Here is a 22,334-nt window from a genome sequence, read left to right on the forward strand (position 1 = left end):
CCGGTGAAGAACGACCGCTTGGAGATGATGCTGCAGGCTTTGGACGAGAACGAGATGAATATCTTCCAGCGGCTATTGAATGACTTCGTCGTGAATACGCTCTCCTATTACGACACGAACGGCCGTGAGCCGGAAAAGGTCTATCAGGCGTTCTTGTTGGGAATGCTGGTTAGCAACGGTGCGTACGAGGTGAGCAGTAACCGTGAGTCGGGTTTGGGCCGTTACGACATCCTTCTTCGTCCCCGTGACCTTGGTGGCAGGGGTTTTATCATGGAGTTGAAAGTGTACGACCCTATGTTTGACGAGTCTGTGGACAAGGTGCTTGATTCCGCCTTGGCGCAGATCGAGAAGAAGCAATACGCCGCTACGCTCCATGCGGCTGGGGTGCGAGACATCCTCAAAATGGCGATCACGTTCGATGGCAAACGTGTGTGGGTGAAGACCTCCGAATAAAATAACAATTCTTATCCTTATTAATCCCGTTATGCGATGATATGATTGTTGTCGCATGCGTGAAGTTACACGGTACCCCCGTCGGGTATCGTGCGGTTTCGTGCGTGCTTTTACGGACAGTAAGTCCGAAAGGATGAAAGTGATGTGATTTGTAAAGAGACAAAAAGTGAAATGAAAGAAAATGGAAAAGGGGAATGAAAATGGAAGATATTGAGAATGAAGGGATGAGAGAAAAAAAGTTGTCTCTTTCTTACGCAGAAAGAGACAACTTTCAGAATGGCGGATAAATATCCGTTTTCGGGTGTAAAAGTAGCTCAAATAGCTGATAAAGGCAAGGTGAGTGCTTAAATCTTTTGTCAAAATTAAAAAAGACAAACAATAGCGAGCCGTCAAGCGTGACGTGCCTTGTCCTATTAACATTTCCAAGGGCTTGAAAAACAGCGGATAGGAGCGTTTATCCTCCTGTTGTCTCTTTCTGCGTAAGAAAGAGACAGCGTGATTCAAGTAAAAAAATGTAAAATGTAGTAGTGAAAAAGCACGTGCAGGTATGGAGGAAATAGGTGTAAAATTACAAAAAGCAGTATTGATCATGATGTCAATAGTATCGATGTTAGGAATGTCAAGTTGTGAGAATCGTCTCGATTCACCCTGCCCATCTACGGGTGAGGGCAAGGCGGTGGAGGTATCGCTCTGCGTGGGTATCGCCGACGAGGTGGATGCCGCATCGCTTGCCGGCGGCACGTCCGGTACGAAAGCGGGGGAAGGCGTTGGTTCCGGCTCCGGTCTCAATGTGCGGCTGCAATCCTCTGCCAAGACCAAGGCTGCCGTAGAAGACCCGTTGGCCACCGCCAAGCCGGATAAGCTTTACGGCTTGGAGATCTGGCAATACGATGCGGGCGGTAATTTTAAAACCGGCAAAGGAGTGAGTTATACGAGCGCCGTTGAGATTGGTTCCTCCTTCACGGTCACGCTGGAGGCTTTGGACAATTGCCAGCTGGTGATAATCGCCCGGGGATATAACGGTTCCGCCTACACGGTGGGTTCCCTTAGCGGGAAAAGCCTTTCCGCCGTGCAAAGCACGACAGCCACGGCATCCATGATCGAGGGGATCAAGAATGAGGGGGATATAAAGGCCATGCCCTATATCCTTCACCTGCCTAAGGTGAACGTAACCTCGGCAGGCGAGATCCAAAGCCCTGACGGTACGGATGTCCGCATCCTCCTGCGCCGCTTGGCTACCCGCCTGACGCTGTCTTGGAAAAACGAATCGGAGAAAACCGGCTATACTCTAGAGCAAGTCCTGCTGCAATCCATCCCCGTAGACTACAGGTTGTTGAAACCCGTCAATGACGATACCTACCCGTCCCTGTTGGATCAATATACCACCATACAGGTGGCAAGCGTCTCGGACGAGGGAAGCTATACCTGCTGGATTCCCTCCGTCGTACGCGGGGAGAGCGCCTACGCCTCCTCCGCTTATTACCGCACGAAGGCGAACGCCCCGAAGGGCAGCGCCTACGCTACCTTCATCTCCCGCCACAAGAGCGACGGCGGCAACGAAACGGATAGCCGGAAGAAACTGAACTACCGCGTCTATCTGGGTGGCAGCACCAGCAAGGAGTTCGACTTATACGATAACACGAACTATATATATAATGTGGAGATGTCGCACAATACGCTTCCAGTTGACGACCGTCGCATAACCATCATCGACCCAATCCCTGCCTCGCAGAACAACAACAACATAGTCCCCACGGCGAACTGCTTTATGGTAAAACCGGGTGGAGCGTTCTGCTTCAACCCATACAACTACACCATAAAGGGAGTAGCCGGAGGCAATACGATATTGCGAGACTGGTGCGGCCTTTCAGGCACTACCTTCTCCACTCCGATAAAATCCGTGAAAGTATTGTGGCAGACGCTGGAGGATGGCGACTTGGGCGACCCCGCACTGGGAGTCGTTAACAAATACGCCCCGCAGGTACCGGCCGAAGATGACCACACGAACATAGTGGAGCTAAAGAACGGCGACAGCCTCACGGATGCCCGTATCTACTGCCGTGTCGCTCCGAACACCACGGGAGGCAGTGGCCTTATCGCCGCCTACGATGGCGAGAACGGAACGGGCAATATTCTTTGGAGCTGGCATGTGTGGGTAACGGATTATAGTCCCTCGGCGACAACCGACGCTACCATTCTCTCGCCGGACAACCAGCGCATCTTGAAATTGCAGAACGGGGCGACCTCATATAAGCCCATCATGGATCGTTGCCTAGGCGCCTACGATGGCTATGTGTCCGTCCCCTCCGATATCCTCGATATGTCGCGTGCCAACGGTTTTCATTACCAGAGGGCACGTAAAGACCCTTTCCCCGGAAGCTATACGGCGGAAAAAATAGCGAATCAATATAAATTCACCATCAATGCCGCCCTACCTCCCAAGCATTGCCTGAACAGGTATAAGGCGGACGGAATCACATGGGTGATGCCGACAGGTCTTAATTTCAGCTCGGTTCATCATGCCTATCAGCATCCCGAGGCTTTTGGGCAGCCCCAAAATCAAGAATGGTCATCCAATCCCAGTTCGGATGCGAACGGCAGGCCCACTTGGAGTGACAGCAAAACCGTGCATGATCCATGTCCTGCCGGTTGGCGGGTTCCGACACAGAATGAACTTCAAGTACTAATAAGCCGTAATTCCTCTGACTGGAATACGATACTATCTAATTCTGAAAAAAATGGTGGAGTCCTTTTGAAATACGATAATACGGCAAACGGCACGTACCTGCGATTCTCCGGTTATCCGGCGGATTTGACTACATTAAATAATGTGGGATACACGACTTTCTTGGCTATTACAGCCTCCAATGTCAGAGCGAGTAACGTATTTATCGCCAGTCGTAGCGGTGGGATCGTAGAAGGGGGAGGAGGACTTAAGTTCGCCGGCAAAGATAACCGTGATGCCCAAAACATCCGCTGTATCCAAGAATAAGATCATGACATAACATCTAATTAAACGGATTACTAACAATTAAAAACAAACCAATCATGGCAAACGAGTATTACTGGAAAGTATGGCTTCGGCCGAATTTGTTAACCAAGGATGACGACAACGACTACGTAGCGGAGGTATTGACACAAAAAGACACCCTGCACAACGAGAATATAGCCAACGCCATCATCAAGGAAGGCTCCGAGATCAAGTATGACACCTTGCTGTCCATTATCAAGCAACGCGACCGCATCGTGCGGGAGCACCTCATGATGGGCTACAGCCTACTCACCGAGGTGTGCCAGTACACGCCCCGTATCACGGGCCCTTGGGGAGGCGAGACGGCGAAGTTCGATCCCGCTATCCATAAGCTGACGCTCGATATCGTGCCCTCCGCCGAGATGCGTGACGCGTTGAGCAAGGTGGGCGTCGAGGTTCTAGGAGCCAAGTCCGAGGTGGGGCGCATCGGCATGGTGACCGATACCTTCACGGGATTGTCCAACGGCTCTATCACCCCGAACGAGGACATACTGATCGAGGGCGACCGTATCCGTATTAACGGGGCGGACAGCTCGGTAGGTATCTTTTTCGTGTCGGAAGACGGCGAGAAGGTTACGCCCGTGACCCGCCGCCTCACGCAAAACGACCCCAGCCGTATCATCGCCCGCGTACCGGCCTTGACCGACGGCAAGTACAAGCTACGCATCGTGACGCAGTTCTCGAAAGGCGTCACCTTGCTCAAGTCTCCCCGCACGATCGAGTACAAGCTGCCGCTCACCGTGGGTGCCGGGGGAGGCGACTCCGAGAGCCCGGATGAGATTTGATCCGGGGGAGGCATCATCCCTAGCACAGGGGAGACATCATCCCTAACACTAGGGAGGCATTGTCCCTAACGCTGGGGAGGCATCATCCCTAACGCTAGGGAGACACCCTCCCCGACGGCAGGGAACCGGCCCGTACAGAGGGAAAGGAAAAACTATAGATAAACTAGTATATGAGATTAAGACATTTATCGGAAAAAACAGCTTTTTTATTACTCGGCTTCCTCGTCTTGGGAGCTTGCGGTAAGGACGATCCGGAACCACCCGTTCCCGGTTCCGGCGAGGGATTGTTGCGGGTATCCGTGCGACATACGGGCGATACTCCCTTGGCCGTTTTCGCTTATAAGGCGGATGGTTCCCGCGTGGCGGGGAAGGAAGAGCCCGCCGGAACGCCGTCTACGTGGTCGTGGAGCGAGCGGCTCGTGGTGGGGGAGTACGCCCTGCTGGTCGCCGGCGCCGACCCCGCCGAGGTCCGGTTGGGCGATACGGAGAATTTGGGGAAAGCCTATGCCGCCGCCCTTCCCTCGGGAAGCGACAGCCTGCTGGTATCGCTGGATAGCCCTCTTTACGTGGAGAGCGTGACGGGGATTAAGGTGACCGATGGCGATGAGACCGCGATCTCATCGACCCCCAAGGATATCCGCCGGATCTTGCGCCTTACCATCGACGCGGGGAAAGGCTTCGGCGGGGCGAAGGTGGAGGGCCGTTTGGACGGGATAGCCTCGTCGGTGCGCCTGTCCGACCGGATAGCGACAGGAGTGGGTGTGCTCGACCTTGATTTCCGTGCCTCGGCTGCGGGCGTGGCGGGCGTTTACCAAGCCGTGGCGGGTATCTTGGGTACGGTGACGCTGGACGGCTCGGACCGGAGCAACGTCTGCACGCTCTCGTTCGAGACCGCCGGCGGCGAGCGTTTCAGCTACAAGGAGAACCTGACCGCGAGCCTGCATGAGGCCATGTCCTCGGGCCGTGATACGCTGGATCTCTCCTTGAAGGTAAGCCCCGCCGTCCCGATCCGCCTTTACACCGGCATCCAGACCCGTGCCGCCGTGGACGTTTTCGACTCCACGCCCGTATCCATCGCCGTAGGCACTTCCGCCGGCGATTACACGGAGCATTGGACGGGGACGGCCACGGAGGGCGATATCTTCTTAGACCCGGAGCGCTACTATCCCACGGACGGCTCCGCGCTTTTCATCCGTAGCTATCACCCCGCCGCCCCTCACGTGAACGGCGAGGTACGGTACGAGCTGACGGGGCAGGAAGACTTGATGCTGACCGATGAGCGGAGTGGCTCCCTGTCCCGCCGTTTCGACGCTACGGAAACGCCCTTGATCCATAAGCACCTGCTGACGCAACTCAGCTTCCGCCTACGTGTCAAGGGAGCGCCGGACGGGTATAGCGTACATGCCGTCAAGCTGAACGGGCTAGCCTCGGTAGCTAAGGTGTCCTTGTCGGATGGAGAGGTGGTCCCGGTCGGGGAGACCAGCTCGGTGATCATTTATTCTTCCGATGACGGGAATGGTATCCCCGTGGTGGATGGCGTAGTGACGCTCCCCGGATTCGTGCTGGTGCAGCCCAAGGCCTCCTTGACGCTTGACATGACGCTCGCGCCGGAAGGTGATCCGGCCTCCGGGCAGGATTTCAAGGATCTCCCCGTCTCGTTCGGCGGCGAGGGCAACGAGAGTGGAGGGGCTTACGATATCGAGATCTCGCTTGAGATACCCGTTGATCCAGAGGAACCGGACGATCCCGATACTCCCGAGGAACCCAAGGAGCCGGATCCCTTCGAGGAGTACCAAGTAAAGATAACGGCAACCGTCACCCCGTGGAAACCGGGCAATGGCGGCAACGCCGATTTATAGATAAGATTATTTAATTCATATTTTTTATTAATACTTTAAAATTACAAGACAAATGAAAAAGATTTTGACAATGGCGGCTGTGGCCCTGTTAGCGGCAAGCTGCTCGAACGACAAGGATGTGATCACTCCCGATTTGGGTACGGCGAACGCTCCGGTAGCGATCAAATTGACACAAAGCGTGGAAGGTCTCACGACTAAAGCCCCGATCACGAATGGATCGCAGGTGGAAGGTATCGTGGTGATGGTGGACGTGACTTCCGGACACGAGCATGATTGGGGTAGCTTTAATCCAGTTTACAAGAATGTGATCAATGAAACTACAAAGGCATTGGAAACACGTGCCAACGTAGCCGGCGCTGTATTTACGGCTGGGACAGAGACGGATATTACCTTGACTCCCACCTTGTATTATGATAATGCGCAGGTGAGTGCTAAAAACTCCCATATCACGGCGGTTGTTCCTTCCGGAACAATCGAGTCCTCAAAAGTGGTTTTCGGTAAGGTAGACGGATTGCAGGATGTCATGACGATCGGTACAGATCAAGATGCCGGAACAGCAGCGTTACCAAGTCAGGAGGGATGTAAGTTGACGTTTTCCCACAAGACCACCCAATTGGTTTTCGCCGCTAGTTACACTAGTGTGGCTGATAACAAAGGAGAATGGGCCGGAAAGGACGTATCCATCAAGAGCATCAAGGTTTTGGGCACGCAATTGCCCCAATCCGTGAACCTGACAAATGGTGACGTGAATTGGGCTACTGCCTCCGATTTCTCTGTTCCCAATATCACGACAACCACCCTTTCCACGACAGCTTCTACGATTAGCCCGGCAGTGATGCTCGCTCCGTCTAATGATATCAAGCTGAACGTAACGATCAACGTAGGCGGTACGGATCGTACCTTCTTGAATGTCCCGGTGATGGACTCAAAGAATGCAGGTGAAAAGTTGAATGCCCAAGAAGGCTATGCCCATACGGTTACGTTGAACATTACCGAGCCAGACAAACCTACAGGAGATAATGTGAAGGCACTGGAAGTGAAAGCCACTGTCAACGAATGGAAACAGGGTAACGGCGGAACCGTTGACTTGAAATAATCCTAAATATCCCTCAACCATCATGAGACAACTCTCTATATACATATTGTCGATGATAGTCATGGGATCGTTAGCCGCTTGCTCGGACAATGGTGAGGCGGGAGGTGAGATACCTTCCGCCGATCCTCCGATCGAGCTTCGGGCGACGTACCCGGACACGTCCATAAGCACGAAAGCGGAAGTGGGAGAGGCGGAGGCGTTCAAGACCACCCTCTTTTGCGTGACCCGTCTCGACGCCATCACAGGTGTTCCCGACTATACGAGTCTTGCCGATCGTTTCTCCACCCCCGTATCCGACGTGACCACAAGTTGGGCCGATGCCGTATTCTACGAGGAATGGGTAGAGCGGACGGCTGATGTGGCGGTAGGCGGGAGTATCTCATGGGATGCCTCTCGTAAGCACCATTATCCCCGCATGGGAGCGAACGTGTATCTGGTCGGCGTATCTCCCGTGGCGGGCGATAACTCGTACGATGCCGCCGAGGGTACCGTAAGCTATACCCTTGACGGGCATATGGACTTGATGTACGCCGGTCCCTTGGCGGGTAATAAGTGGGATGGTAACCGGTTTACGGGCAATACCGTCGCCGGGGTCGAGGCGAATCGCTCATTGAATTACGCCCACCTGCTTACCCAGCTGGTATTCAAGAAAAAGAAGCATGATGCCGGAGGACTGGAGGTGAAGGTGAACAAGATTATCGTGAAAAGCATACCTACGGCGGTAAATGTTCCGCTGGCTACGGGCGAGGCTGTCTTCTCCGGTTCCTCGGAAGTGATCCTTGAGCCTGCCGGCAACGCCACGGTAGGGGCATCAAATGTCGGTCCCATCGATCTGGGCTGCTTGTATCTGCCGCCTACACCCGATCCGGGCAATGTAAAAATAACGGTCGAGACTTCGATCGGTACCTTTACCGACGTATCCGTAAAGATGGGTGATGAAATATCTGAGGATAATTTCAAGCCCGGTTTCTCTCACGTGATCACGTTGGATATCTACGATGCCTCTTTAGGTATCTCCTCCGTGGAGGTAGCCGAATGGACTCCCTCGTATGTCGATGGCAACCTAGACTTGATCCACTGACTGACTAAACGAATTGAACAATTAATAGAACGAATCAAAAAAAGTAATCATGAGAAAACTGATAAACTATAAACTACTCTTTCTTTCTCCCTTCTTCTTGGCTGCCTGTAGCAACGAGGACAATATCCCCTCCATCCTCCCTTCCAACCAGCCGGATGCCGTAGAGCTGGGGATTACGGCGGGGGTGACGCTTACGAAAAGCGTGATAAATTCGGGTACCCAAGCTAACGCTAGCAAAGATGATGTCATGAAAAGCGTGGCGGTGTACGCACGCTTAAAGGGGACAGTCGTATCGGGTGAAGATCCTTATACGAATGCGAAAAGCAATAATTACGCATTATATACTTATTCGACAACAGGAACCGCAGGCTGGAAAAGTGGAGAGAATAAGAAAATATATCTGACCTCCGAAGTGGCAAAGATATACGCTTATTATCCGGCTTATCAGCCCGGAACAAATCAAGAGTTAGCCACAACCACAGCTCTAGTATTATCTGATAATACCGCTACGGATAACTCCACAATCCCAGTAACGGTCTTTGCTGGAACGACTGATGATGCGCATAGGGATTATCCCTCGACATTAATAGACAACTCTGAAACGACAAATACCAATAAGGCAAAGATTAATTCAGCGAAAGGTGAAATCGATTATATGTGGGCGGACCAAGGTAGCTCTGAGACGAATTGGATAACTGCGAGCAACACGAAAAAGGAAACCTCTATAGATGCCTCTGTTGATCTAACCATGAAGCATGCCTTGACTTTGGTTAGTTTCCGCATTTACAATGATGGAACTTATAAGAATAAAGGTGTGCTATCGAAGATACAGTTGAAGGATGTACCTAATCAAAAGGTAAGCGGTAATAGCAATCCTCTTGCTACGATGAATATTGATAAGGGAACCTTGGCTAATAATAGTTCCTTGACAACGGGATCTTATATCCGTGAGTTTGCTACTGGCGCTACTTATACCTTGAAAAAGAAAGGAGACTCTGGTTTATCAGACGATAATGCAGCTAAAGGGGCTTCATACCGATTCAGCATCTTGGCTTTGCCGATAACTAACCAAGCCCTAAATAATACCAAAGCCATCTTTACGATTGATGGAGCGGATTATGAGGTAGCGTTAGCTGATAATGCGACAGGAGTTACTTGGGAGCAGGGGAAAGAAAACATCTATACCGTAAAACTTAGCGGTAAGGAATTATCCATAGGCACCGTAACCGTAGCCGCTTGGGGCACCGTAACCGGCAATGATGATTTGAAAGTTAATTAACTTACAGTCTAGGGTTGTAGAGACGGGGCACGCCCCGTCTCTACAACAAAACACGAAACACGAAATACAAAACACGAAATCTGTGTAGTAACAATCAGACCGGGTGGTAATAATAAAACCGGGTGGCAAATAAACGAACAATATAAACAACGATAAATATGAAACCGTATAGATACCTATTATTAACAACAGTATCGCTTTCCCTTTTCGCCTGCGGCGGCGAGGATGGCGAAGACCCCATCGTACCCCCGGTTGATCCGGATACCCCTGTCGCCCTGTCCCCGCAGATCGCCAGCGTAGCCCTTACCAAGGCCACTGCCACATCCGGCGATATAAAGGCCATCGGCTTATATGCCGTAAATAACGAGACCAGTGAAAACCATTACGGCACATCCCCCCAAGGTACATACGGTCAATACACCCTCCAAGAGGGTTCCTTAAAACCCGCTACGATAAACGGTAAGGATCAAACGATCTGGCTAAGCACCCAGCAAGCCATAGTCTACTCTTGCTATCCAGTCACGGATGCCACCACGATAACCGCGGCCGGAAATGCCTCTTCCCCGGTCTATACCATCCCGGTACGGGCTAATGCCATAGTCTATTCGAATACGGTAACGAATGCCTCCTCCTTGGATTTCACAGTTCCCGGTAACGATTATATGTATGGTGTAGCCTATAACACTTCCACGAATACCTTTGGAACAACTCAACCCATAGCCGATAACGGCCACAGAGCCTCCGATTCAAAAGGCGAGAAGATAAACCTAGGCCTTAAGCATGCCTTTTGCTTGGTAAGCCTAAAGTTCAAGAAACACACGGACTACGCCGGTCCTTGCAACCTGACAAAAATAACCTATAGTCGCCCCATCCCGACACTACAAACGAATGGTACCACCACCATGAGCCTAAAGGACGGAGCCCTCGGCAACCTAACCGGAGCGAAGGCGGGTACACAGGTAAAGTACGAGTACACGGTAAATGGCGGCGTAACCGTTGCCGCTACCACAGACGGAATCGAGTTCATCAATTACGGCGTACCATTCCCCTCCGGCACTGCAAATGTTACCGCCGCTACCTTGACCGTCGTAGTAGATGGCAAGGAAATGAAACTAGACACCATTACCGACGGTGGCGAATGGTCCGCCGGAAATAAATATACATACACCATCTCCATCCACGGTACCGGCCTTAAGCTGGACGGCTTCAATGTGGTAGGGTGGACGAATGAATCATCCGACAATACAAGTACGACTATCTAAAAAAACTATACGACCTATGATACAGGATATTTACAAAAACGCACGTCCGCTACACCTCGGTGTAGGCCTGTTGGCGATACTGGCGCTCTTATCCGGCTGCTCCTCCGACGACTCCTTGCCGGAAGACACGACAGGGGCATTCTTACAACCCGTATTCCACATGAGCGGTGTCGAGACCCGCTCCATCATAAGCGGAACCTCCACGACGGAGGGTGAGGGAAGGATTAACGCGGTAAAACTTTTCGTTACTAAAGCAGAGGACGGCTATACTCCCTATGGCGGGGTTGGTACGGCGGGGGATGCCGGCCTTTCCACCTTCACCTATCAGTCGGTAGGTAGCGGCGGAAACGATTGGGTAGGCGATCCCACCGTGAATTTATCGAGTGTAAAGGCCCGGATCTATGCCTATAGCCCGACGAGCGCCACCCTCACAAAATCAACGACTACCACGACGCATACCATAGCGACCACCCTTCCCGCTCACCAGAATTTCTATGGCGGCAAGGGATGGGATTCTGACGCTACCGATTATATGTACGGTTCCGCCAGCAACACGGTAGGAGAGGTTACCGCTATTACGGCCAGCAATACCACGCCGTCCGGCGGTTCCCCCTCAAGCGGTACTTATCAGCCGGAAATCTACCTGCAACATGCGTTGGCCCGCCTTTCCTTCACGATGCAATCCGCCACGGGACGTTCCGTGAATACGACCTATGATTACGTGAAGAAGATAACGTTGAAAGCATCCTCCAATGCGTTCATTACCGGCACGGGAACGATGCAGATCGCGGATGGGATACTTAAAGGAACAAAGACCGCCGAACTCACTTTTACCCCTAAAAACGATGCGTCGAGTAAAACCACCGCCATACTTTGCGGTGCCGCGGGTGTTCCGGTGGAGGTAGGCTATGGGCTGGTGGCTCCTTTGGTATCGACTGACATGACCCTTACGGTAGTGGTCGGCAAGCGGGATGGCACTACGGATGACCGGACGTTATCCGCCAACCTAAGTCAGATCACTTGGAAAAGAGGACATACCCACAAAATACAAATAACCTTATCCAACCGAGCGATTACGGTGAACGCCAATATCGTCCCTTGGATGGAGAGCGGTTCAGCAGGAACGGGAGACGTTAAGCCCGGCGGCTATTAATTACGGCATAAAAAGAAAAATATGAATATGAATTACATGAACCTCAGTTTAGCATGGATGGGAGCCTTGAACATGGCGCTGGCTCTCTACGGTTGCACGAACGGGATAGAGACGGGGCTTTCCGCTCCGGAGGGAATCCCGGTGACGGTACTTGCCGAGATCAGCCCTGTTACCAAAAGCGGCGAGGCGGTTAGCTCGGATAATGGTTTCGATAGGACATCCTTCCTTTCCGGCGATCAGATAAAGGTGACAAGGACAAAAAAGGCAAGTGGGACGGCGGCTTCCCAATCGGCCAGCTATCGGTATGACGGAACTTCCGCATGGACCGTGGTGGGAACCTCGCCTGTGACCTTGGAGCCTGCCGTTACGTATTCGGCGCAGTTTCCGGCGGATTACTCGGCCATCAACCAGTTTCAAACCACGAGCGCTGCTTATCTGGCCAGTAACCTGCTGAAAACGGGTGATGCTACATCCAGCGACGGTACGTTGGACTTTACGTCGAGCGGCAAGCCCTTTACGCACGTCAATTCGAAGTTGACCTTGATGTTTACCGTGAAGCGTGAGACCTCTATCGCCAATGATGCCGTTACGGTAGCGGCGACGGGGATACGTACGGCTGTATCTACGAACCAGACGATCACGCTATATCGGCCTTACCCGGGCGATGCATCCCGGAGATATGAATGGTGTGGTATCCTAAGGGCTGTAGGTGGTAGCGCGGGAACCTCCGCTACGGATCTAACGGTCTCTCTCACTTGCGATGGTGTTACCTACAAGGCTACCTTAACGGGTTGTGCCTTGCGGACCGGTTACCACTATACATATAATTTGACCTTGCATAACGACATGCTGATCCCGGAAAGTTGTACCATCGGCAAATGGACGGATGAGATCATGGCTGGAGGAAATTTAACTTAACAACTATATAGCATTATGATACATTATACTATGAATATACGACAAACCATGCTCCACCTGTCCGGAGGCTTATTGCTATTGCTCGCCCCCGCCTGTACCTCAGAGGTGGATCTGGAAGGTGGACAGCCCTTGGAGGTGACGGCGGAGATCGTTTCTTCTCTGTCTACCCGTGCGGTCGACGCTACGAACTATGATAAGAGTAGCTTTAGTACGGGCGATGAGATACAGATCAATGACGGGAGCCAAACCGTGACTTACCGAAAGGATGCCACTAACGGGTGGATTCCGAAAACGGCGGGAAAATCGTTGACGGTTTCCGGATCATCTACGGCTTTTTCATTCTCGGCCTCATATCCGGCAGCTTTCACCGCTATTCTGCAAGACCAGAAATCATATCAGAATTTCTGGCAAAGTAATAAACTGGAGGCGAAAGGCGGCTCTAACGTTACCTTGAGTAGCAATAAGGTAAACTTTACCTTCATGCCGGTAGCGGCGAAGATCACGATCTCAATTAATTATGCCTCATCAGGGGGGACTACTACAAAATATAAGTATGTGACGGCTACCTTGGCAGGCAATGGCATCCGGACTGGTGCCTCTTCTTCTGAAACGATCGAGATGTTGCATACAGGGGATAATACCGTAGCTAGTGATAAGCATACTTTCGTCTGTATCTTAAGACCGGGAGCGAGTATGAGTTTCAAGCTAAGCGTTTCCCGTACGCTTGACGGTGCTTCAAGTCCAGAGGCTACACAACAAACATTTACTCAGCCAGCATACACATTTGGGGCTAGTAAGAACTATGTATATAACTTCACGTCATCCGATGAATTGATATTGACTTCCGTGGAAGTAATGGGGTTTACGGAGACAACGGTTCCCGACAATCCTGTTAGCGCCACTTGATCCATTTAAAATCTATAAAGAATGAAGAATATGAGAAATTTATATAATCTAGGTTGGGGATTGGCCCTCTGTTCCCTGTTGGGAGCTTGCCAGTCAGACGGGATACCGGAGGTGGAGGCAGGTTCCACCCTTGAGCTGCGATCGGTCTCTTTGGCTGACGACGCTGTTACGAAGGCTGTGACTACCTCTGTGGATAACGTGAAATTGTATTTGAAGAACTCCAGTGATACATGGGTGAATCCGGTGTATTCCAAATCCGGAGTAACATGGGGATGTGAATCTGCGCCACTGCTGGGTAGTACCGCTACGGATGTGTATGCTTATTATCCTACGGAAGAAGAAGGTAAGGCCATTAACGTAACAGCCTCCTCCGGCGTGTACTCTGTCGAGGTCACGGTCCGGGATGCGGATACATTCGATGGTAAACAGATCGATTACCTTTATGCTACGCCGGTTCAGGCATCCAAAACCTCAAAGATAATCAGCCTTCAATTGTTCCATGCCTTGACAAAGGTGAGTTTCTATATCTATAAGTCTGCGAATGCCAGCGATGAGATCTTAACGCTGAAAAAAATAGATATACGTAGTAACACCGGACGTCTGCAAATCGGTAAGGCGGACATGCGATTGAACGGGACAGGGGAGGAACTAGGGCGTCTGAATGGCCTAGCGGGGACATCCTCGATAGAGTTGACCGGTTCGAAAATATTGGAAACCTCGTTGACGCAACCGAACATATCTTGTCTCGTAGCCCCGATGGACGCAGCCGAGCAAGTATTGTCGTTCCGTTTGACAGTGGATGTAGACGGGGTGGAACGTGAGTTTGAGACTGCCTCTATTTCTTCCGAAAGCGGGGTGAAATGGTTGGCGGGTTATCATTATGTCTATAAGATACGTATTGATAAGATGGAAGGTACATTCGAGGGCGTAACCGTATACGATTGGCAAAATAGTACGGATCAGAATACGAGTGTGGGTATTTAAATAAGAAGGGAGGAGATATGAGATATGTATTAAGTTTTGTAAGTCTATGGCTTTTGGTCACGTTGGTGGGTTGCCAAAAGGAATCTTTTTGGGAAGAAGGGGAAGGTGATAAGGTTGCCTTGGAGTTCGATCTTTATCAAGCGAATGTAACCAAGGCTGCGGCCGTTTCAGTCTTGAATGATAAAGCGTTGATTAAAGTCTATGCTTTCAAGGTGGAGACTAAGACTGAGACCGGTACTAAGACTGGGACTGGTGAGACTGGTACTCCTTCGGCGGAAGGTACTTATGTGGTGGGTGCGGATGGAAAGGTCACCGCCCAATCGGGCAAGGCCCTATTTTTGTATCGGGGTGTATATAACCTTTATTTCATTTCCTACAATGAAGAGAATGCGCCGGAATTGGGTGATGGAAATCTGGTGACCGTGCAAAATGGGCAAGATTTTATGTATACGTTCATGAACGATATAACTGTCCAGCCCCAGAAAGCGGGACAAAACACGATGTCGGTTACCTTGACGAATCCGTTCACGCGGCTTTGCTCGCAAGTAGAGGTGTCGGTAAAAGCGGCTAGTGTATCTCCTGTTACTGTAAAAGGCTTGCGTGTAAACTTTATAACGATGAAAAACTTATCTGATTCAAGAACTTATCGGCTAGGGGATAATGCATGGTATTCGGATGGAGTTGCGAATGAAAACAACGGAGTGGATTTTAGCTCTTTCAATAATTCCGTAGCTGTAGGCCTGCCTCATACCTCAGATCCACGTAAAATCGTATTGCCTTTAAGCGGGTCGGAATTACAGTTTGTAATTGATTTAACGGTAGATTATGATAAAAATGGAAATGGTGGATCTGTGCCCGGTCATTTTGTATTCAATGCTACCGCTCGTAAGACTTTCTTGCCCGGTATGTCCTATAGCTTTGAATTTACCTTGAAGTTCTTTGGGGATTTTAAAGAAACAGAACTGACATTGGGCATATTGGAATTCACGGAAATAAAAAATGTGACAGATCCCGTTGGTGGAGAATAAGGAGGAACTGAAAATGAGAATAAGAATAAGTTTATTTTGTATACTATGCTTGCTGCTAGGGGCATGTAGTAATGAGGAAATGATACCATCAACATCCGAAGGAGGGGAGGAATGTGCTTTCCAGTTCCTGTTAAGGGTACCGGGTACGATTGATGTAGAGACGAAAGCGGGAACGGAACCGGAAATTCTTAAATTGGGAAATACTAATATATATAATGTATGGATTTTACAGTTTAAAAAGGATGGAACCGAGTTGTTGAAAGCTGTCTTTGCCGATAGGAATAGCATAACGGCTGTGCCGGGAAGTAGTAGCACTACCTATGACCAGTTATTGATTCAATTAATGAAGGATGATATGCGTTTCAAGAACGAGACTAGTGAGTTTTATATCATCGTAAATGCGGAGGATATGAATGCGACGGAGGTTACCGCCAAGTTATTTGTAAAAGAAGGTGGTATCCCTACGTCCCTTTCTGTAACAGAATTGATGGCTAAAACGAAAAGTATTACTTATTCATCAGATGGCTCTCCAACAGGTACTAATATACTATCTTCGGGACCGACCGACTATACGAAGGATCCCTCTAGCTCAGAGGCTGACATGAAGTTGGTCGTATTATCCCGTATGTACAGGGCGTTCGCGAAAGTGACCGTGACCGTGAACTCTTCAGTGGCCTCTGGCAATTTTAAGTTAATTGATACGAAACCGGTTATTATGTCAAATGTACCTAAAGCAACCCGGCTATATGATGACGACTCGACATATCCAACGATTTCAAGTCCTTTATCTACTAATTTCTATACGGAGGAGATACCTGTATCAGGAATAACACTCGGTGATAAAGAAGGAGTTTTCTATATGGCGGAAAATATCCGGGGTACAGGTTTAGCTACCACGGCGCAAGAGAAGAATAAGAAGGATATGGGACCGGGGGCTGGCGGATCTTTGGAAGGATGCACTTATCTATTGGTAAGAGGGCAATATCAGTATCCTTTGGGTGGAGGAGCATACTCTTCGCCGATCGATGTAGAGTATAAATTCTATCTTGGGGGTGACTTGGTGACCGATTACAATATCTATCGGGATTATCATTATAAGCTGACGGTGAATATCGCCGGCCCTAATAGTGCCGACCTCCGTGTAACGATCACAAACGGCAACGTGGCTGTCTTTGATGATGTGGACAATGTCGAGAATACCGTTAATTTTGGTGAAGAGAAATAGTATCCATTCTAAGGGCTGTGCAGGAATGCCTTGACGAATCTACCCTTTGGCATTCCTGCATGAACTATTTTAAATAAATGAGAATAACTTAGAGGCAATCGAGGAAATGAGCTTCTTGCATTTCTTGCCGATTGTCTCTTTTATTTGTATAGGAGGATTGTCTCTTAAAGCCATCACCTTATTTTTACTTCTTTGCCGGGAGGAAGAGCCGCGAACCAAATTATTCAACATATTATCGGAGGCCCTGTCTATTTTAGATACTGATATCCGGCCAAGATAGATCTCGGTAGTCCGTAGGGACATATGTCCTAAGGATTGGCTGATAATGCCGATTTCCGAATTCGCCTCCAGCATCATGGAAGCCCAGCTATGCCGCATCACATAGGTAGTGAATGGCTGTTCGAAGTGTAATTGCTCTCCCATTTTCTTTAAGTGGCGGTTCACTCTCCGAAGCGCGGACTGGGCCGTGACTTCTCCCTCTCCGCTGATTTTCTCGTGTAAGAAAGGGAATATCCACGGGTTATTGAAACGCCGATAAGAGAATATGATGTTCTTCATCTCGGGGGTGATCTTTACTTGCATCGCTACGCCAGTCTTGCTACGTACGTAGTGGATATAATCATCGTTTATATTGCTGTGTCGCAAATTAAAGACATCCACGAAGCACATACCTCTAGCGTAAAATAAGAAAAGAGCCAAGTGAAGGGCCGTACAGGCGTGTGGGTTCTTGGGCCGCTCAAGAGTCGCCAGATTTTGTAGGTCGAGGCTTGGCAAAGCCCTTTTCCGGGTGGGTGGGACCTTTATCTGCAGGCCGGAGAACGGGCTTTCTCTCGGAACATCCATTTGTTTATCTTGAGCGATCTTGTTGTACATTGTCTTTAGATTACGAATGTAGAAGTCCAAACTACCCGGTTTCAAGGGAGCCTGTTTCCCGTCTTCCCCTTGCATCAACCATAAAAGATAGTGATGAAGAAAATCGGTCGTTAAGTCGGCAAATGTAAACTCCGTTACTCTCGGACCTAAAAAGGTGGATAATTTATTCCATGCGCTTCGATAATTCCCAGCGGTTCTTCCTTTCCCCTCATCGATTTTACTACTGATCAATTCTTCTATACATTCCTGTAGCAAAGGGGAGTTGTCTGTTGTTTCTATATTCATATGATTACTATTTATGGATATAGAATAACAAAAATAGAAAAGATTGGTTTTATCAAAACCTCCCCTTACCAATTGTGGTAGAGGAGGTTTTGTTTTATTTATAGTTTATTTGAAAGCTTTCTCACTAATTCCGTCTCCATCGAGCCTCAATCGCTCCATATAATCCGGAACGGTACGGCCTAACGCTTTATCTACGTATAGTTTAGCCAAGTATTGAGCGAGCATGAAGCCGTGACCTTGCAAACCGACGAATAGTCCGTTATCCGGATCGATAATGTAGCGAGGCTCTACATAATAACCGGACCATGTGGCTTGTACGGGTACTGTGGCTAACGATGGAATCCAATCGCAGAACACCTCGGAGATGATCTCCATGAAACGACGGGTATTAAACTTCAACTCATCAAAGTTGCTGATCTCCGCTTTAGCGTCGACAGCGGGGGAGGCGCAAGCGATAATTTGTCCGGTCTCGGCGAATTGCTGACCGTAGACAGCGGAGAAGTCGTTACGTTTCCGGCGGTCTATCAACATATCGAGGATATCCCCGTCTTTACCCAGATTCGGTAGGCGATGGGTAATCAACGCTTGGTGCTTGACCGGATAGAGGCCGGTGTAAAGGCCTAGCATGCGGGCGAAACGCTCGGCGCTATAACCGAGGGCGTTCACGAAATGATCACATTCGTATTCGATGTATCGCTTATCATGCGTATATAATAAGACGTGATATTTTCCACCGTTTTTGTGTACTTCCACTAGGTGTGTGTCTTCCAAAACCTCACCTTGCCGCTCTTTGCCTTTGTTTCGTATAAAGTCTATCACACGCCCCGGGGTAGCTTGCCAACAATGCTGGGAGATTTGTGCGGCGAAATAGGTGTTTTGGTTCGTGTTGAAGTAGGGAGACACCTCTTTCTGGAAGTCTTTCTTGTCGATCAAATAAGCGTTGGACCAACCGCAGGAACGTTCCAGATCATTGTAGGTAGCCTCGTCGTGGGCGAACGTGATATAGCGTATCTCACGGTAATGGATATCGTATTCTTTTTGTGTCTCCTCGAATATCGTTTGGTTATTACGGGCGATCTCCGCTAATTCGGGGATCGAGAACGCTGGACGACCACCACCGATATTACGCCATGATGATCCTCGATCCGCATTAATAAGCACGGTCTTTTTACCGGCTTCCGCAAAATAACGGAATAATGCGCTACCACCTATACCTCCGCCGGCGATTAAGACTTCCGTCTTACGAACCTGCTTTCCGGAATCTACTTTATAGGTATCCGCTATCTGACGCTGCGGATACATTTCCCCTAGGACGAAGCGGGTAGATAGGGGAGCACGGGGGGTAGCGTCGCCTACCAGTTCGATACCTTTTTCCCTTAGTTTCATGCGTAGGCGGGGTATGCAGCGTTTTCCCCGGCATGGCCCCATTCCTAGGCGGGTGATATGTTTTACCTCGTCGACGGAGATATATTTACGATCCCCAATGGCGGAAAGTAGCTCGTCCAAAGATACGTCCTCGCAATGGCAAACATAGGTCTCCGACTCACACTCCGGCTCTTGCTTGAAGTCGATTTCCTCCGGATAGTTTTCTTTTACGATGAATCCTGTGATATTCAATAAGGCATCGTTTTCCATTCCTGCCGCTTTCACACGGGCCACGTTTGTTTTTGTCGGCTTCTTTAATACTTTCTCAATGATACCTTCGCCTTGTTTCTTCCCGTTATCATCGACGAGCCACACCTCGGCACCTTCTTCTACCTCGTATTCTACCGGTAAGAATAAGTTTTGCTTCCGGGTATCGTAGCCGAAAATAGCCAGCCCCGGACAATGGGATACGCATTGCATACAGCCGGTACATTTTTCGTAATCGATCTCGGGCGTTACGCTGGTGGAGCTTTTGGTGATCGCCTTTTGAGGACAAGCGAAAGAGCAAGGGTTACAAGCGAAACCGTATAGGCAATCCAAACGAACGAAAGGGCGTTGGGCTTGACGTTCGGGAGTGGGCCTTGGGGACTCTTCCTTGATGCGGATCGGATGTTGCTGGGAGTCGATGTATTCCTTAGATATTTGTAAGTAATCGTTGTAGTTGAAACGTACGCCTAGCTCTTGGGCGATCTCATAAGCGGCTTGCTTTCCTCTTAGTACGGCGGTAGTACCTTCTCCGATTCGTACAGCATCACCTACGCCGGCACAACGTTTTCCAAATGTATATTGGCCTTTGGTTAGCAATTGGTTGTCGGGAATCAATCCTGTACATATATTAATAACATCAATACCATCAATCACTTTCTCTGTTCCCGGGATTGGCTTGAAGTTCTCGCATTCGCAGACAACCGCGCCAGTGATACCTGTCCGATCCTGGTTTGGAATGGCTTTCAAAAGCATATGAGAGGTATAAATAGGTATGCCAAGGCGGCGAATTCGATTCGCTTGTACCGGAAATCCACCTTCATGGGGCATCGCCTCTAAAATAGCCTTGACTTTCGCTCCGGCTTGCATCAATTGGTAAGACGTTAGGTAACCTATATTACCGGCGCCTACTGTCAATATGTTTTTGCCGAGTAACGTGAATTCAGCGTTCATCATTTTCTGTACGACTGCCGCTGTATAAACTCCGGGCACATCATCATTCTCGAAGGTCGGCATAAAAGGAACCGCACCAGTAGCGACTATCAAGGCTTGAGCTTCTACATAAAAATTTTTATGGTTAAGCATGTCTTTTACGGCGATACGCTTATTTTGTAGGATATCCCAGACCGTAGAATGTAAGAAAATACCAGAGTGGTCGTCTCCGGCTAAAGTTTTCGCTATATCGAAACCACGCATACCGCCAAAGCGCCGCTCTTTCTCGAAAAAGAAAAATGCATGGGTTTGCATCAAGAATTGACCGCCAATCTTATCATTGCTATCGATTACGATGCTGTTCAAGCCTAGCTCTTTTAAGGTTTCCCTACAAGCTAATCCAGCGGGGCCGGCACCAATGATGGCCACATCGGTTCGATAGATCTCTACCGGTTCTTCTCTGGGTTCTATTTGGGAATCTGTCGTATAATTCTGTACTGTTATTTCCGATACTTCCTTTACATTGTCTACTTTCGTAATACAGATACGCTTTACTTCTCCGTCTACCAGCATTTCGCAGGCGCCACATTTACCGATACCGCAATTCAACGAACGGTTGCGGCCATTTACGCTATGACTGTGTACTGGATAGCCGGCCTGATGTAAGGCGGCGGCGATGGTAAAACCCTTCATTCCCGTTACGGGTTTGCCATTGAATAAAAAAGTGTGTTCTCCCTCTTGTGGAATTGTTAAAATAGGATGATTAACGATTCTTTCCATAATTGCTATTGATTTAATTGGGCTAAAATTACGGATATAATTGGATAAATGTCCTAATTTTACTTGAAATCTATTCATAAAAAAGCGATTATCCCTAAATATTTAGGAGTAATCGCCGTGTTTTACTTGAAATTTGTCGTTTTGGGTAACTGCTCCACCAACCATAGCGTCGGAAGCGCTTTCATTTAATGTTAATCCTAGTGCGCTAACGATAGGAACCGTTAGAAAAGTGTTCCTCATCCGCTTCCGCATTCATCCGGAAGGCAAAGAGCATTATCATAAACAATAATATAGAAAGTAACTTCTTAATCATGCCTCAAACCGATCAATCATCATTTTTATCTTTGTTTGTAAAACAATTTGCAGCTTGAAATGTTTTATATTCAAACAGTCGATAAAAAGAAAAGCTCTCAGCCTAAAAGAAATTACTGGTGAACCTTTTCAAACAATCTTCTGTTATACTATAAAATGACTCAGAAGTCACCTTGATAGTAGTCATCGTATAATAATTTGTTAGTAGTATTTGTTTTTTCATATAAGTAGAGTTTGTTATTTGTTTGGTCCGCATGTAGCTGTGAAGCTGGATGCGGATTTTTATTTGTTTCCGCATGGAATCCATATGTTAATGCTAAAATATAAGATGTTGTGTGTCATGATTATCTGTAGATAGGCGAAATTCGGCATATCCGTTGTTCTATATCTATTGATTACGTTAATATGAATAGATTGTTTAATTAAAAATCTTATCCGGATTCAGCGATCCAAGAGGTATAT

General features: G+C 49.0%; 17 protein-coding genes. 14 read left to right on the plus strand and 3 right to left on the minus strand.

What is annotated here, in order from left to right:
- From DWY79_RS10850 to DWY79_RS10915, 14 genes are all read left to right on the plus strand, one after another.
- A partial coding sequence (locus DWY79_RS10850) for a PD-(D/E)XK nuclease domain-containing protein (protein WP_199705223.1) occupies positions 1–453 on the plus strand: 453 nt, incomplete at its 5' end.
- 592 nt (positions 454–1,045) lie between these two features.
- Positions 1,046–3,445 (plus strand): DUF4906 domain-containing protein, encoded by a 2,400-nt coding sequence (locus DWY79_RS10855; protein ID WP_370449960.1) that lies wholly within the window; start codon positions 1,046–1,048, stop codon positions 3,443–3,445.
- A 56-nt stretch (positions 3,446–3,501) separates the two neighbouring features.
- Positions 3,502–4,269 (plus strand): DNA-binding domain-containing protein, encoded by a 768-nt coding sequence (locus DWY79_RS10860; RefSeq protein WP_048927267.1) that lies wholly within the window; start codon positions 3,502–3,504, stop codon positions 4,267–4,269.
- A gap of 170 nt (positions 4,270–4,439) precedes the next feature.
- The gene (locus DWY79_RS10865; protein WP_122369347.1) at positions 4,440–6,128 is read left to right on the plus strand and encodes a fimbrillin family protein; all 1,689 of its coding nucleotides are present in this window, start codon (positions 4,440–4,442) and stop codon (positions 6,126–6,128) included.
- A gap of 52 nt (positions 6,129–6,180) precedes the next feature.
- Positions 6,181–7,224 (plus strand): hypothetical protein, encoded by a 1,044-nt coding sequence (locus DWY79_RS10870; protein ID WP_122369348.1) that lies wholly within the window; start codon positions 6,181–6,183, stop codon positions 7,222–7,224.
- Positions 7,225–7,246: 22 nt separating this feature from the next.
- Entirely contained in the window at positions 7,247–8,305 is a 1,059-nt protein-coding gene (locus DWY79_RS10875; RefSeq protein WP_122369349.1) for a fimbrillin family protein, read from the plus strand.
- A gap of 49 nt (positions 8,306–8,354) precedes the next feature.
- Positions 8,355–9,584, plus strand: a complete 1,230-nt coding sequence (locus DWY79_RS10880; RefSeq protein WP_005862552.1) for a fimbrillin family protein — start codon at positions 8,355–8,357, stop codon at positions 9,582–9,584.
- 158 nt (positions 9,585–9,742) lie between these two features.
- The gene (locus tag DWY79_RS10885) at positions 9,743–10,846 is read left to right on the plus strand and encodes a fimbrillin family protein (protein ID WP_122369350.1); all 1,104 of its coding nucleotides are present in this window, start codon (positions 9,743–9,745) and stop codon (positions 10,844–10,846) included.
- A gap of 16 nt (positions 10,847–10,862) precedes the next feature.
- A complete protein-coding gene (locus DWY79_RS10890) occupies positions 10,863–11,999 on the plus strand; it encodes a fimbrillin family protein (RefSeq protein WP_233563967.1) in 1,137 nt (378 codons plus the stop codon).
- 21 nt (positions 12,000–12,020) lie between these two features.
- A complete protein-coding gene (locus DWY79_RS10895) occupies positions 12,021–12,917 on the plus strand; it encodes a fimbrillin family protein (RefSeq protein WP_230328005.1) in 897 nt (298 codons plus the stop codon).
- 30 nt (positions 12,918–12,947) lie between these two features.
- Positions 12,948–13,823 (plus strand): hypothetical protein, encoded by an 876-nt coding sequence (locus DWY79_RS10900; RefSeq protein ID WP_233563968.1) that lies wholly within the window; start codon positions 12,948–12,950, stop codon positions 13,821–13,823.
- A gap of 30 nt (positions 13,824–13,853) precedes the next feature.
- The gene (locus DWY79_RS10905) at positions 13,854–14,807 is read left to right on the plus strand and encodes a fimbrillin family protein (RefSeq protein ID WP_227806139.1); all 954 of its coding nucleotides are present in this window, start codon (positions 13,854–13,856) and stop codon (positions 14,805–14,807) included.
- Positions 14,808–14,824: 17 nt separating this feature from the next.
- Positions 14,825–15,835 (plus strand): fimbrillin family protein, encoded by a 1,011-nt coding sequence (locus DWY79_RS10910; protein WP_227154344.1) that lies wholly within the window; start codon positions 14,825–14,827, stop codon positions 15,833–15,835.
- A gap of 79 nt (positions 15,836–15,914) precedes the next feature.
- A complete protein-coding gene (locus DWY79_RS10915; protein WP_233523998.1) occupies positions 15,915–17,060 on the plus strand; it encodes a DUF4906 domain-containing protein in 1,146 nt (381 codons plus the stop codon).
- A gap of 69 nt (positions 17,061–17,129) precedes the next feature.
- On the opposite strand, the gene DWY79_RS10920 is transcribed toward DWY79_RS10915, so the two are convergent.
- The 3 genes from DWY79_RS10920 to DWY79_RS22590 all read right to left on the minus strand — a co-directional run bounded on the left by DWY79_RS10920 (position 17,130) and on the right by DWY79_RS22590 (position 21,800).
- Positions 17,130–18,218 carry a phage integrase SAM-like domain-containing protein gene (locus tag DWY79_RS10920; protein WP_005862537.1) on the minus strand — a complete coding sequence of 363 codons (1,089 nt, stop codon included), beginning with the start codon at positions 18,216–18,218 and terminating at the stop codon, positions 17,130–17,132.
- 105 nt (positions 18,219–18,323) lie between these two features.
- Positions 18,324–21,560, minus strand: coding sequence for an FAD-dependent oxidoreductase (locus tag DWY79_RS10925; protein WP_048927274.1), 3,237 nt, complete (start codon positions 21,558–21,560; stop codon positions 18,324–18,326).
- Positions 21,561–21,662: 102 nt separating this feature from the next.
- Positions 21,663–21,800 carry a hypothetical protein gene (locus DWY79_RS22590; protein WP_008772202.1) on the minus strand — a complete coding sequence of 46 codons (138 nt, stop codon included), beginning with the start codon at positions 21,798–21,800 and terminating at the stop codon, positions 21,663–21,665.
- Between the last annotated feature and the right edge of the window lie 534 nt (positions 21,801–22,334).

Origin of the sequence: Parabacteroides sp. AF27-14 (assembly GCF_003635425.1) — a bacterium.
Taxonomy (GTDB): Bacteria; Bacteroidota; Bacteroidia; order Bacteroidales; family Tannerellaceae; genus Parabacteroides; species Parabacteroides distasonis.